Origin of the sequence: Streptomyces sp. 1114.5 (assembly GCF_003635085.1) — a bacterium.
Taxonomy (GTDB): domain Bacteria; phylum Actinomycetota; class Actinomycetes; order Streptomycetales; family Streptomycetaceae; genus Kitasatospora.
This window is the reverse complement of sequence record NZ_RBXE01000004.1, coordinates 22,298-35,310: the sequence shown is the minus strand read 5'-3', so window position 1 is coordinate 35,310 and position 13,013 is coordinate 22,298. Positions and strand designations below refer to the sequence as shown.

The 13,013-nt window shown below is 73.5% G+C and carries 10 protein-coding genes and 1 pseudogene; 4 read left to right on the top strand and 7 right to left on the bottom strand.

Annotated features, from left to right (window positions below):
• Window positions 1–48 precede the first annotated feature (48 nt).
• Window positions 49–666: an AAA family ATPase gene (locus tag BX285_RS35260; protein ID WP_121179605.1), complete on the bottom strand. Its 618-nt coding sequence runs from the start codon at window positions 664–666 to the stop codon at window positions 49–51.
• A 67-nt stretch (window positions 667–733) separates the two neighbouring features.
• Window positions 734–1,273, bottom strand: coding sequence for a MarR family winged helix-turn-helix transcriptional regulator (locus BX285_RS35255; RefSeq protein WP_121179604.1), 540 nt, complete (start codon window positions 1,271–1,273; stop codon window positions 734–736).
• 40 nt (window positions 1,274–1,313) lie between these two features.
• Here BX285_RS35255 and BX285_RS39415 point away from each other — a divergent pair, with 40 nt between their 5' ends.
• Both BX285_RS39415 and fusA read left to right on the top strand, forming a co-directional pair.
• The gene (locus BX285_RS39415; RefSeq protein ID WP_121179603.1) at window positions 1,314–2,885 is read left to right on the top strand and encodes an EamA family transporter; all 1,572 of its coding nucleotides are present in this window, start codon (window positions 1,314–1,316) and stop codon (window positions 2,883–2,885) included.
• 377 nt (window positions 2,886–3,262) lie between these two features.
• Window positions 3,263–5,332: pseudogene (gene fusA / locus BX285_RS35245) on the top strand (elongation factor G); the annotation flags it as partial.
• Window positions 5,333–5,406: 74 nt separating this feature from the next.
• Here fusA and BX285_RS35240 read toward each other — a convergent pair.
• Window positions 5,407–6,270, bottom strand: a complete 864-nt coding sequence (locus tag BX285_RS35240; RefSeq protein WP_097234543.1) for an NAD(P)-dependent oxidoreductase — start codon at window positions 6,268–6,270, stop codon at window positions 5,407–5,409.
• 143 nt (window positions 6,271–6,413) lie between these two features.
• On the opposite strand from BX285_RS35240, the gene BX285_RS35235 reads away from it, so the two are divergent.
• Together BX285_RS35235 and BX285_RS35230 are read left to right on the top strand one after the other, a co-directional pair.
• Window positions 6,414–7,244, top strand: a complete 831-nt coding sequence (locus BX285_RS35235; protein WP_097239740.1) for a helix-turn-helix transcriptional regulator — start codon at window positions 6,414–6,416, stop codon at window positions 7,242–7,244.
• Window positions 7,245–7,388: 144 nt separating this feature from the next.
• Window positions 7,389–8,291: a neutral zinc metallopeptidase gene (locus tag BX285_RS35230; RefSeq protein ID WP_097234542.1), complete on the top strand. Its 903-nt coding sequence runs from the start codon at window positions 7,389–7,391 to the stop codon at window positions 8,289–8,291.
• Window positions 8,292–8,584: 293 nt separating this feature from the next.
• Here BX285_RS35230 and BX285_RS35225 read toward each other — a convergent pair whose 3' ends face one another.
• The 4 genes from BX285_RS35225 to BX285_RS35210 form a co-directional block, all read right to left on the bottom strand.
• On the bottom strand, window positions 8,585–9,871 hold the full coding sequence (locus BX285_RS35225) for a sugar ABC transporter permease (protein WP_097234541.1): 1,287 nt from the start codon (window positions 9,869–9,871) through the stop codon (window positions 8,585–8,587).
• The gene (locus BX285_RS35220) at window positions 9,868–10,656 is read right to left on the bottom strand and encodes an ATP-binding cassette domain-containing protein (RefSeq protein ID WP_179852638.1); all 789 of its coding nucleotides are present in this window, start codon (window positions 10,654–10,656) and stop codon (window positions 9,868–9,870) included. Before BX285_RS35220 ends, BX285_RS35225 begins: the two co-directional genes overlap by 4 nt.
• A 142-nt stretch (window positions 10,657–10,798) precedes the next feature.
• Window positions 10,799–11,893, bottom strand: coding sequence for a sugar ABC transporter substrate-binding protein (locus BX285_RS35215; protein ID WP_121179602.1), 1,095 nt, complete (start codon window positions 11,891–11,893; stop codon window positions 10,799–10,801).
• Between the two features lie 534 nt (window positions 11,894–12,427).
• Window positions 12,428–12,793, bottom strand: coding sequence for a hypothetical protein (locus BX285_RS35210; RefSeq protein ID WP_097234538.1), 366 nt, complete (start codon window positions 12,791–12,793; stop codon window positions 12,428–12,430).
• Between the last annotated feature and the right edge of the window lie 220 nt (window positions 12,794–13,013).

Genomic DNA, 13,013 nt, shown 5'->3' with positions numbered 1-13,013 from the left:
GGGGAGAACGGTCCCCGACCGGTGCGGGAGGGCTGAGCCCGTCACGCCTCAGGTCAGGGCGGCGGCCAGGCGCTCGGGCAGGGTGGCGTACGGGCGGCAGGCGAGCACGGGCAGGGCGTGGGCGGCGGCCTGGGTGGCGAGCCAGTGCGAGTAACGGGCGCTGACGGCGGCGCGTTCGTGCTGCGGGCCGAGGCCGGGCTCGCGGTCCGCGTAGTTGGCGGCGATGCGTGCGGGGTCGTCCTCGTGGAGGAAGAGGGCCCGTACCCGCCGGCCCCGGGCGGCGGCTTCGGCGCCGGCGCGGGCGGCGGCGGCCGGGGTGAGGTAGTCGCCTTCGACGATGGCGGGAACGTCCACGGTGAGGCGGTTGCGCACGACGCCGAGCAGGGCGTCGTCCAGGGCGCGGGCGGTGGCGATCTGCAGGGCCAGGACGCGGTCGGCGCTCATGGTCTCCTCCGCGGCGCCCGGGGCGCCCTGAGCGGCGGCGAAGAGGTGCAGGCCGGGGTGGGTGGCCGCGGTGGTGGCGGCCTGCAGGGCGGCGACGACGTCGTCGAACTCCACGGTGAACGCGCCGTGCCGGGCGGCGAGGAGGGCGGCGGCACGGCTCTTGCCCAGGCCCGAGGCGCCGCCGATCAGCAGGACGTCCCACGGGGTGTCGTCGGTGTGCATACCGGCACGGTAGGCGCTCCGGGGTCCGGGCCGGTTCGGCGGGGTGGGTCCGGTGCGGGTGTGGGGGTCAAGCATTACGGCCGGTGTCCGTGCTGCCGTCCAGGCGGCTCTGCCAGGCGGTGAGCAGGTGCTGCAGGGCGGCGGCCTCCTCGGGGGAGAGGTGGCCGAGCAGGCGGTGCTCGTTGCGCAGGTGGGCCGTGAAGGCCTCGTCGATCAGGCGCAGGCCGGCGTCGGTGAGGGCGACCACGCGCCCGCGCCGGTCGTCCTCGGCGGGGCGGCGGGCGACCAGCCCGGCGCGTTCCAGGCGGTCGATCCGCTTGGTCATCGCGCCGGTGGTGACCATGGTGTGGGCGGCCAGTTCGCCCGGTGCGCGCTCGTAGGGGGCGCCGGCGCGGCGCAGGGCGGCGAGCACGTCGAACTCGCCCTCGCCGAGGCCGTACCGCTGGTAGACGAGGGTGAGCTCGGCGGTCAGGCGGGCGGCGAGGCGGTGCAGGCGGCCGATGACGGCCAGCGGGGAGACGTCGAGGTCGGGGCGTTCGCGCCGCCACGCGGCCTGGATCTGCTCGACGTGGTCGGGGTGCTGCTCCGGGCGTTCCATGCTGCCCATCGTACTCCCAATAGCTTCCGAGGAAGTTATATTGTCTTCCATGGAAGCCAATGCCCGGTGGGTGCTGCCGACCGCCCTCGCCCCCCTTGCGTGGGGCGCCAACTACTACGTGACCCACGCCTACCTGCCCGCCGGTCACCCGCTGTGGGGAGCGGTCCTGCGCGCCCTGCCCGCCGGTCTGCTGCTGCTCGCCCTGGCCCGCCGCCGCCCGCACGGCCCCTGGTGGTGGCGCAGCGCACTGCTCGGCCTGCTCAATACCGCCGTCTTCTTCGTCCTGCTCTACCTCGCCTCCCAGCTGCTGCCCACCAGTGCCGCCGCCACCGTCATGGCCGCCTCCCCGCTCGCGATGCTCCTCACCGCTTGGGCCCTGGCCGGCCGGCGCCCGCACCGCGCGCACCTGGTCGGTGCGGTGGTGGGCCTGGCCGGGGTGGCACTCACCCTGCTCGGCACCGGCGGTGCGGTCGGCTTCGGCGGACTGGCGGCATCAGCGGCCGCGATGCTGGTCTCCTCCGTCGGCTACGTGCTCGCCGCCCGCTGGCGTGAGGGCGCCGATCCGCTCGCCGCCACCTCCTGGCAGCTGACCGCCGGGGGCCTGATGCTGCTGCCGTCGGCCGTTGCCGTCGAGGGCGCACCCCCGCCGATGGACACCTCCACTCTGCTCGCCTTCGGCTACAGCACCCTGATCGCGACCGCACTCGCCTTCGCCTGCTGGTTCGCCGGGCTGCGCCAACTGCCGGCCGGGACGGTGGGCCTGCTCGGCCTGCTCAACCCGCTGACCGGGGTGCTGTTGGGCACCGTGCTGGACGGGGACGCCTTCGGAGTGCGCCAGGGGGCGGGCCTGGCGCTGGTGACGACCGGGATCCTCCTGGGCCTGCCGCGCCGCGGCGGCGCCCGGCCGGACGGCGCCAGGCCCGAAGCCGCGCAGCCCGACGCCTTGCATCCCGCCCCTGACGCCCCTGATGCCCCTGACGCGCCTGACGCGCCTGCGGGGCCTTCTCGGGTGCCGGACGGGCGCTTGCCCCCCGAGGCCGGGCGACGTGATCCGATGGCGGCGGCATCGCGTGCCGGTGACGGACCGCGTCAGGCATGGAGGTGCCCGACCGAAAGGGATCCGCCACCCGTGGCCTCCCCCGACAACGGCCGTACGGCCGCCCTCAGCCTTCAACTCACCCTTGCACACCGGGAACTGCGTCGTCGCCTCGCCGAGGTCCGCGCCAACCTCGGCCGCCCCCGCCCCGCGGGCGACGACCACCTCCTCACCCACTGCCTGGCCTTCTGCACCGCCCTGACCAACCACCACCAGGGCGAGGACGACGGCCTGTTCGCCCAACTCCTGCGCGAGCGCCCGGACTTGGCGCCGACGATAGCGAAACTCGTCGAGGACCACGGCTTCATCTCCGCCATCCTCACCCGCGTGCGCGACCTCACCCAACAGTCCGCCGCCGGTTCGCCCGATGCCGACCGGGAGGCCATCGCACGCGAACTCGACGGCCTGGCCGCCATCATGGAGTCCCACTTCGGCTACGAGGAACGGGCCCTGGCCGCTGCCCTCGACGCCGGGGTGGACGACGACGGCTGGTCGCGGCCGGTCCTGCAGTTCGGGACACCGTGAAAAACCCTTCGCCCCGCCGCGCCCGTCGTCCCTAGACTCGCCACGCAGCCGCGCCCCACTGTGCGCGGCGACCGTACCGGCGACCGTACCGGCGAACGAGACGACGAACGAGACGAGAGAGGGGGCGAGCGGCCGTGCCGAAGCAGCGTGCTGCCGCTCCCTCTCCCGCGTCGCGGTACGAGGTGATCCTGGTGTCCCCGTCCTTCCGGTGCCCGCTGCGCGGCCGGCACCGGAGCAGTGCCGCCGCCATCTGAACCCTGGTCCTCCGAGCCCGCACGGGCTCCGCCGGTCAACGCCGTTGACGGATGATCGGAGTCGGCTCGGCACTGGCAATCGCGCGCCCACCCGTAGGAACCGCCTCGAAAGGCACCCGGGCCATGCGCACCGACACCACCACAGCCACCACCGCCATTTCCGCCGTCCGCAACCTCGGCATCCTCGCCCATGTCGACGCCGGCAAGACCACCGTCACCGAACGGATCCTCTACCTCACCGGCACCACCCACAAGCGCGGCGAAGTCCACGACGGCACCACCGTCACCGACTTCGACCCCCAGGAACGCGACCGCGGCATCACCATCTTCGCCGCCGCCGTCAGCTGCGCCTGGGCCGGGCACCGGATCAACCTCATCGACACCCCCGGCCACGTCGACTTCGCCGACGAGGTCGAACGCTCGCTGCGCGTCCTGGACGGCGCGATCGCGGTGTTCGACGCGGTCGCCGGTGTCGAGCCGCAGAGCGAGTCCGTGTGGCGCCAGGCCGAACGCCACGGCGTGCCCCGGATCGCGTTCGTCAACAAGCTCGACCGCGCCGGCGCCGACCTGGACGCCGCCGTGGCCTCCATCCGCGAGCGCCTGCACCCGCGCCCGCTCGCCGTCCAACTGCCCATCGGCACCGAGGAGTCGTTCACCGGCGTCGTCGACCTGCTGCGTCTGCGCGCGCTGACCTGGCACGACGACGGCACCCCGGTGGACGGCCCGGTCCCCGTCCACCTCACCGACCAGGCCGCCGAGCGTCGGCGCGCCCTGGAGGAGGCCGTCGCCGAACTGAACCCCGAAGCCCTGGAGGAGTTCTGCACCCACGGCACCGTCACCGCCGCCACCCTGGCCGCCGCCCTGCGCGAACTGACCCGCACCGGCGAGGCCGTGGTGGTGCTGTGCGGCTCCGCCTACCGCAACCGCGGCATCGAACCCCTCCTGGACGCCGCCGTCGCCTACCTGCCCTCCCCACTCGACGTCCCACCCGTCCACGCCACCGGGGCAACCACCGGCACGACCGTCGACGCGACGCAGCAGCGCACCGCCGACCCCGAACAGCCCCTGACCGCACTGGCGTTCAAGGTCGTCGCAGCCCCCACCGGCCGCCTGACCTACCTGCGCCTGTACGCCGGCACCCTGCACAAGGGAGCAACCGTGCTCGACGCCGCCACCGGCCGCACCGAACGCATCGCCCGCATCCTGCGCGTGATGGCCGACCGCCACACCGAGACCGACCACGCCTGCGCCGGTGACATCGTCGCCGTCATCGGCCCCAAGGCCGCCCGCGTCGGCGCCACCCTGTGCGACCCCGACCACCCGATCCTCCTGGAGGCACCCGTGAGCGCCGAACCCGTCGTCACCGTCGCCATCGAGGCCCGCCGCAGCGCCGACACCGACAAACTCGCCACCGCCCTGGCCCGCCTGGCCGAGGAGGACCCCTCGCTGCGCCTGGCCACCGATCCCGAGACCGGCCAGCGCACCCTGTCGGGCCTGGGCGAGCTGCACCTGGAGGTGGCGGTGGAGAAGGTGCGCCGCGACAGCGGCATCGAGGCGGTCACCGGGGCACCGAGGGTCGCGCTGCGCGAGGCCCTGGTCGAGGGCGTCACCGGCTTCGTGTACCGCCACGCCAAACAGGACGGCGGCGCGGGCCAGTTCGCCCACCTCGTCCTGGACGTCCGGCCCCTGGCGGACGGCAGCGAGGCGGAGTTCGTGTTCTCCTCGACCGTCACCGGCGGGCGGGTGCCGCGCGAGTACGTGCAGGCCGTCGAGGCCGGCTGCCGCGAGGCCCTGGCCGAGGGGCCGCTGGGCGGCCACCCGGTCACCGGCGTCGCCGTCACCCTCACCGACGGGGCCACCCACCCCAAGGACTCCTCCGAGCTCGCCTTCCGCACCGCCGCCCGCCTGGGCGTGCGCGAGGCGCTACGGATCTCGCGGATGCGGCTGCTGGAACCTGTCGCGGAGGTGACGGTCACCGTCCCCGAGGACGCGCTCGGTACCGTCCTCGGTGACCTCGCCGCCCGCCGCGGCCACGTCCGGGCCACCACCCCCGGGCGCGGCACCAGTGCCCAGGTGAGCGCGGTGGTACCGCTGGCCGAACTGTTCGGCTACGCGGGCCGCCTGCGCGGACGCACCCAGGGCCGCGGCACCTTCACCACCCGCCCGGCCGGCTACGCCCCCGCCCCGCGAGCGCCGGCTGAGCCCGCCGCCCGGCCCCGCACTCCACGGCGGGGCCGGGCGCCACGGAGGCCTCGGCCTCCCACGGTTCACAGGGCCCCGGCCTCGGCCGCCGTCCACGCCGACGGGTACAGCGGCCGCCAGCCCAGGTCCCGGCGTGCCGCCGCCGTGGACACCTGCCCCTCCCACGGGTCGAACGTCGTCTGCGACGAACCACCCGGGTGCGTACGGTCGTTGAGGACGTGCAGGTCCCAGGCCGTCAGCGGCGCATCGTCGGCGACGTTGTACGTGCGCCCCTCGATCCCGGGCGCCGTCGCCGCCCGCCACAGTGCCTGCGCCACGTCCGCGTGGTGCACCACCGCCAGGCGCTGGTGCGGGGGCCAGTGCGCGGCCCACTGCAGCGACTGCGCCAGGTGAGGGTCGCCCTGCCCGTACACGAACGCCAACCGCACCACCACCAGCGGCAGGGCGGCCTCCGCCTCCAGTGCGCGCAGTCCGGTCTCCGCCGCCGCCTTGGACGCCGCGTACGCCCCCCACGCCGGGTCCGGCGCCGGCCGGTCGCCCTCCACGGCGGGGCGGCCCAGCCCCCGCCCGTACACCAGGTTGGTGCTGGTGTGGACGAACCGGGCCACCCCGGCCTTCGCGGCTTCCCGGCCCAGTGCCACCGCAGCGTCCCGGTTGACGGCCCACGCCGTCTCGTCCGGCACCCCGCGCAGTGCCGCCGCCACGTTCACCACCACGTCGGCCCCGTGCAGCGCCCGCGCCCGGTCCGCCTCCTCGCACAGGTCGCCGACCACCACCTCCACCCCCAGCCGGGCCGCCGCGGCCGCCTTCGCCTCGTCCCGCACCAGCACCCGCACCGAGGAGCCCTGCTCGCCCGCCCAGCGCACCAGCCGCGGCACCAGCCGGCTCCCCACCGAACCGGTCCCGCCCGTCACCAGAATCCTCGCCATGGTCCGTCCCCTCCAGGGAAGTCGATGTCCTCCGACACCCACCACCCTGCCCGCCCCGCACCCGGCCCGGCAGAGACCTCCCGAACCAGGGACCGCCGATCCCTGGATACCGCCCACCCCCGCAGGCCATGCTGGGGAGCATGATCGACCGCGCGGCGCTGGCCGACTTCCTCACCCGCACCCGGGCCCGGCTCACCCCCGCCGACCTGGGCCTGCCACCCGGCACGCGCCGACGCACCCCCGGGCTGCGGCGCGAAGAGGTGGCCCAGGTGGCGGGACTGTCGGTCGACTACTACGCGCGCCTGGAACAGCGGCGCGGCCCACAGCCCTCACCGCACCTGCTCGCCGCCCTGGCCCGGGCCCTGCGCCTGAGCGAGGACGAACGCGACCACCTCTTCCGCCTCGCCGGTCACGAGCCGCCGCGCCGGCACGGCCCGCTGGGCCACGTACGCCCCGGACTGCTGCTCATCCTGGACCGCTTGCACGACACACCCGCCCAGGTCGTCTCCGACCTCGGCGACGTCCTCGCACAGAACCCGATGGCCGCCGCCGTCTTCGGCGACCTCGGCGCACTGCCGCCGCCGCGGCGCAACCTGCTGCTGCGCTGGTTCACCGAACCCGGGGCCCGGGACCTGTTCCCGCCCGAGGACCACGAGGACCTCGCCCGCGCGCACGTGGCAGGCCTGCGCGCCGCCCACTCCACCCGTCCCGCCGACCCGCGCGCCGCCGAACTGCTGCGGCAACTCCTCGCCAGTGGTGGGGAGTTCGCCGCCCACTGGGAGCGCCACGAGGTCGCCCAGCGCCGCAGCGGCCGCAAACGGCTGCTGCACCCGGTGGTGGGGCCGCTGGAGCTGGAGTGCGAGGTCCTGGCCGCCGGCGGCGAGAACCAGCTGCTGCTCGTGCACACCGCCGCACCCGGCAGCGAGTCCGCCTCCCGCCTGGAACTGCTGCGCGTCGTCGGCGCCCCGGCCTGATTCCCCGGGCCTCAGGCCCCCGCCCGGCGTCCGGGCCCTGCTGCGCCGTACCGCCGGCCGCTGCCCGTAGGCTGGGCGGGGCCGCCGACGGTACGGACCGTCACCAGCAGGGCGGAACACGACACAAGCGGGCAGGCAGAGCCGATGCAGTTCGACGACCAGGGCGACCTCGACACCTCGCAGGTGGACGACCGGCGCGGCATCCCCGGCGGAAAGGTCGCCATCGGCGGCGGGGCCGTGGGCCTGATCGCGGTCCTGTTCGCGATCGTCCTCGGCGTCGACCCGCAGCTGCTGGGCCTGTCCTCCGGCAGCGCCTCCACCTCCTCCACCGGTGTGCGCACCGCCGGCGAGGCCCAGCAGGCCTGCAAGACCGGCGCGGACGCCAACAAGCGCCAGGACTGCCGGATCGTGGCGGTCACCAACAGCCTGCAGGACTTCTGGCGCACCGAACTGCCGCGCCGCACAGGCATCCCGTACAGGAACGCCGAGACCGTGCTGTTCACCGGCCAGGTCTCGACCGCCTGCGGGGCGGCGACCTCCGCGGTGGGGCCGTTCTACTGCCCCGGCGACAAGAAGGCCTACTTCGACCTCGGCTTCTTCAACGAACTCTCCGCCCGCTTCGGCGCCAAGGGCGGCCCCTTCGCCGAGTCCTACGTCGTCGCGCACGAGTACGGCCACCACATCCAGACCCTCACCGGCGCGATGCAGAAGGTCGGCGGCGACCGCCAGGGCGCCAACAGCGCCGCCGTACGCCTGGAACTGCAGGCCGACTGCTACGCCGGGGTGTGGGCCCACCACGCCACCACCACCCCGCAGCCCTCTACCGGGCGCCCGTTGATCGCTTCCCTCACCGACCAGGACATCGCTCAGGGCCTGGATGCGGCCGCGGCCGTGGGTGATGACCGGATCCAGCAGCAGGCCACCGGGCGGATCAACCCGGAGGCGTGGACGCACGGTTCCGCTGACCAGCGCAAGGCCTGGTTCACCACCGGCTACCGCGGCGGCGACCTCGCGCAGTGCGACACCTTCTCCGCCGCCAAGCTGTAGCCGGCAGTCGGTCCCGCCGGTTCGTCAGCTGCCGCCGCCCGTCGCCCCGCTTCCGGTTCGCCGATCGAGCGCTCCACGGGGGACGTCCGCCACGGTCCGCCGCCACCGCGCAAGGCCGCGCGACGGCGGCACGTCCTCACTCCGGCGCGCTGACCCTGACTCCCATGGCGCTGCCGCTGCCGACCGAGGCACCCCGGCAGCCGTTCCGGGGCCGGTACCCCGGGGTCTGCCGACGACTGTGCCCCGCCGTCTCTGGGAGACGGCGGGGCACAGGACCTGCGGGTTCCCGCCGGCTAGCTGCGCCCGGCGGTGCGGGTGCGGCGGGTGAGGGAGTCGAGGACGACGGCGGCGAGCAGGACGGCGCCGGTGATCATGTACTGGATGGCCTGGGCGGCGTGGACCATGTCCAGGCCGGTGGTGATGGACTGGATGACCAGGATGCCCAGCAGCGCCGACCAGGTCTTGCCGCGCCCGCCGAAGAGGCTGGTGCCGCCGATGACGGCAGCTGCGATCGCGCTCATCAGTACGTTGCCGCTGCCGAGCTGCTTGTCCGCCGAGCCCTGCTGGGAGGCGATGAAGAGGCCGCCGAGTGCGGCCAGCAGCGCGGAGAGCATGAAGACGGAGATCCGCACCCGGGCGACGTTGATGCCGGCGCGACGGGCGGCCTCCACACCGCCGCCGACCGCAAAGATCTGCCGGCCGTAGGAGGTGCGGCGCAGCACGAAGTCAGTGAGGACGACGACGCCGAGCAGCACCACCAGGGGCAGCGGCAGGCCGCGGTCCTGGTTGAGCATGTAGGCGCCGGTCAGGGCGAGGACAGCGAGGGCGCCGGTGCGCAGGGCGATCTCGCCGGTGCCGCGCGCGGGCAGGCCGGAGGCGGTGCGGCGGCGGGCGTCCAGGAGCTGGGCGGCAAGGAAGGCGGCGACGGAGAGGACGGCGAGGAGCCAGGCGTAGAGGATGTCGCCGTCGCCCAGGAAGTACGTGTCCAGGTTGGCGACGATGCCGTCGTTGATGTTGTTGACGGTGCCGAGCTTGCCCAGCGTGTAGTCCTGCAGGCCGCTCCAGGCGAGCATGCCGGCGAGGGTGACGACGAACGCGGGGACGCCGATCCTGGCGAAGAAGAAGCCGTGCAGGGCGCCCAGGGCGACGGCGGCGGCGAGGGCGAGCAGGATGGCCAGACCCTCGTTCAGGCCTTCGCGCACGGCCAGCACGGAGGTGAGGGCGGCGCTGACGCCGGCGACGGAGCCCAGGGAGAGGTCGATCTCGCCCAGCAGCAGGACGAAGACGACGCCGACGGCGATCAGGCCGGGGCCGGCGATCCACTTGGTGATGTTGGTGAGGTTGTCGGCCTGCAGGAAGTGGCCGGTGATGCTCTGGAAGATGACGGCGATGAGGACGAGGCCGATGACGACGGGCAGTGAGCCGAGGTCGCCGCTCTTGATCCTGCGGCGGAACTCCTCGGCGTAGCCGCCCAGGCCCTGGCGGCGCACCAGCAGGCGGGGGTCGACGGCGCTCGCGGCGGGGGCCGTTCCGTCGGCGGGAGTGGTGGCCGGGGTGGGGGTGGTCTGGCTGGTGCTCACTTCGCTTCCTCCGCGATGCGTGCCTGGCGCCGGGTGACGGCGTTGTCGGTGGCGCCGGTGATGGCGGAGATGATCTCCTCGTGCGAGGTGTCGGCGACCGGGAAGACCCCGTTGTTGCGGCCCAGGCGCAGGACGGCGACGGTGTCGGCGACGGCCTTGACGTCCGCCATGTTGTGGCTGATCAGGATCACGCCCAGGCCGCGCTCGCGCAGGCGCTCGACGAGGTCGAGGACCTGGGCGGTCTGCTCGACGCCGAGGGCGGCGGTGGGCTCGTCCAGGATGACGATCTTGGGGTCGCCGACCAGGGCGCGGGCGATGGCGACGACCTGGCGCTGGCCGCCGGACAGGGCGGCGATGGGGATCCGGACGCTCGGGATGCGGATCGAGAGGGTGTCCAGCAGTTCCTTGGCGCGCCGTTCCATGGCGACCTCGTCGAGCGTGCCGTGGCGGCGCAGTTCGCGGCCGAGGAAGAGGTTGGCGACGACGTCGAGGTTGTCGCACAGCGCGAGGTCCTGGTAGACGGTGGCGACGCCGAGGGCCTGGGCGTCCTGGGGGCGCTCGATGCGCACCGGACGGCCCTCCCAGCTGATGCTGCCCTCGTCGATCGGGTGGACGCCTGCGATCGTCTTGACCAGGGTGGACTTGCCGGCGCCGTTGTCGCCGACGAGCGCGACGACTTCGCCGGCGTGGACGTCGAGGTCGACGTCGGTGAGCGCTTGGACGGCTCCGAAGCGCTTGGAGACCTCGCGCAGCGCCAGTACGGGTGCGCCTGTCACGTGAACCATCTCCTGCGGGGTTGTACGGGGTGGGGTGGGGGGTGCGAGGGCCGGCCCCGCACGCGCCCCGCCCACCCCTGCCCGCCCGCGCTCGGGGGCGGGCGGGGCGGGGCGGGTTACGGGAGGGGGTGCGGGGCCGGTGCCGCGGGGCCTACTTGATGCCGGCGGTGGCGCAGGCGGCGGCGAAGTCGGCGGTGCAGATGTCGGCGGCCTTGTAGAGGCCGTCGGCGATGACCGTGTCGTTGATGTTCGCCTTGGTGACGACCTTGGGCTCCAGCAGCTTGGCGGGGATGCCCTTGTCGGTGGCGCTGTCGACCGTGGAGGACGCGACGGTCTTGACGTCCTTGCCCTGCAGGAGGTCGACGGCCAGTTCGGCGGCGTTGTCGGCGAGGGGCTTGTAGGCCTTGTAGATGGTGTAGGCCTGGTCGCCGGCGACGATGCGCTGGACGGCGTCGAGTCCGGCGTCCTGGCCGCCGACGGGGATGGTGATGCCGGCGCTCTTGAGCTGGGTGATGATGGCGCCGGCCATGCCGTCGTTGGCGGAGTAGACGGCCTGGAAGCCGGTCTTGCCGAACTGGGTGATCGCGGCGCCGATCTTCTGGCCGGCGACGGTGGGCTTCCATTCGCCGGACTGCTCGTAGACGACCTTGCGGATCTTGCCGTCGAGGGCCTTGTGGGCGCCGGACTTGAACTGGGCGGCGTTGGGGTCGGCCTCGTCACCGTTGATCATGACGATGTCGGAGTCGGCGGCCTTGGCGCCGAGTGCGTCCAGCAGTGCCTGGCCCTGGAGTTCGCCGACCTTCTCGTTGTCGAAGGAGACGTAGGCGGCTACCGGGCCGGTGGCCAGGCGGTCGTACGCGACGACCTTGACGCCCTTGGCGGCGGCCTCCTGGACCCAGGACTGGGTGGACTTGGCGTCGAAGGCGTCCAGGACGATCACCTTGACGCCCTGGGCGATGAGGGTGTCGAACTGCTGCTTCTGCTTGGCGGCGCTGCCCTCGGCGTTGCTGTAGAGCACCTTGCAGTCCGCGCACAGGGCCTTGACCTTGGCCTCGATGAACGGGCGGTCGAAGGACTCGTAGCGGGTGGAGGAGGCGTTCTCGGGCAGCAGCAGGCCGATGGACTTGGTGTCTGCGGCGGCGGCGCTGTCCTTTTTGTCGGCGCCGGCCTTCCCGCAGGCGGCCATGGACAGGGCCAGCGCCATACCGGTGGTGGCGATGACGGCGCGACGCATCGTGGCGTTCATGTGGGGGTGCCTCTCCCTGACGTCGCCGCGACTCTGCGGCTGGGTGGGGGGAGTTAAACCTGGACCCGCGCATGACGTCAACAAGTAAACCGACTCAGACCGGAATATGCCTCTATTCGTTATCTTCATGAACACTCGACCCGGGCGGACCACCGGGCCCGAGCAACGGGGTAGGTCAGAGGGTCGGCACAGGGGGAACGGGGTGGAACAGGGGGCCGAGGAGGGGGCGGAGTAGCGGGGTGTCGCAGCAGGGAACGGAAGGGGGCTTCGGGTGATGGAGAGGTGGGGGGTTTGTGGATGAGCCTGCCGTTCAAGAGTTTGACTGGAAGGCCGAATGCATGTCAGGGGCACGTCAATACGGACGAGGGTGTCCGCCGCTCCCCGGTGGCAGCGGACACCCTCTTTCCCGTGGGTGACCGAGGGTGAAGGGCCGTCAGGGGCCGATCCGGGTGGGGGCGTCTGCTGTCCCCGGTGCGGCAGGCACCCCCGGGCTTGTGTCCGCGTGCTGTGCGCGGATGCGGATGTGATGAATGGTCAGGGACGGTCGAGGGTGATCGAGTTGATCGGTCCGAGGTCGTAGTAGACGCCGTTTCGGGCGGGGATGTCGTAGACGCAGTTCGTGCCGCCGGAGCCGCGGCACAGGTGGGCGTGGGCGCCGGCGGTCTGGTTGTTGAGGATCCAGTGGTTGCCGTACTGGTTGCTCAGGTTGTGGGCGCCGTAGCTGTAGTAGACGTCGGTGGGGGACAGGGCCGGGTTCTGGTTCTGCGGGTAGATGCAGACCGCGCCCGAGGGGCAGTTCGCCCAGGAGCCGTCCGCGGCGCCGGCACTGCCGGTACCCATCGCGGTCAGGGCGGCGGTGGCGAGGGCGAGGGCGGCTGCGGTGTGCGTGATCGCGCGCATGGGGTGGTTCTCCCTTGGCTGGTGCGGGGCCCGGCGGGTCGGCCCCGGCCGGTGCCGTCAGCGTAGGGACGGGGCCCTGGGCAGCGGTCCCTGACATCTGACAGGGGCGCGCCTGCTTGCCGCGCCCCTGTCCGGCGCGCCGGACCCGGCGGGGGAGGCCTTCGCCGGGGGCCTGGGGGTTTCGGTGCGGGTGGCCGGGGCCGGGGCCGGGCAGGGCAGG

Bases quoted from the DNA above. Each gene is read 5' to 3' on its own strand.
- BX285_RS35255 (WP_121179604.1), bottom strand. From the start codon at position 1,273: ATGGGCAGCATGGAACGCCCGGAGCAGCACCCCGACCACGTCGAGCAG.
- BX285_RS35220 (WP_179852638.1), bottom strand. From the start codon at position 10,656: ATGGTTCACGTGACAGGCGCACCCGTACTGGCGCTGCGCGAGGTCTCC.
- BX285_RS39415 (WP_121179603.1), top strand. From the start codon at position 1,314: ATGGAAGCCAATGCCCGGTGGGTGCTGCCGACCGCCCTCGCCCCCCTT.
- BX285_RS35230 (WP_097234542.1), top strand. From the start codon at position 7,389: ATGCAGTTCGACGACCAGGGCGACCTCGACACCTCGCAGGTGGACGAC.
- BX285_RS35215 (WP_121179602.1), bottom strand. From the start codon at position 11,893: ATGAACGCCACGATGCGTCGCGCCGTCATCGCCACCACCGGTATGGCG.
- BX285_RS35240 (WP_097234543.1), bottom strand. From the start codon at position 6,270: ATGGCGAGGATTCTGGTGACGGGCGGGACCGGTTCGGTGGGGAGCCGG.
- BX285_RS35210 (WP_097234538.1), bottom strand. From the start codon at position 12,793: ATGCGCGCGATCACGCACACCGCAGCCGCCCTCGCCCTCGCCACCGCC.
- BX285_RS35260 (WP_121179605.1), bottom strand. From the start codon at position 666: ATGCACACCGACGACACCCCGTGGGACGTCCTGCTGATCGGCGGCGCC.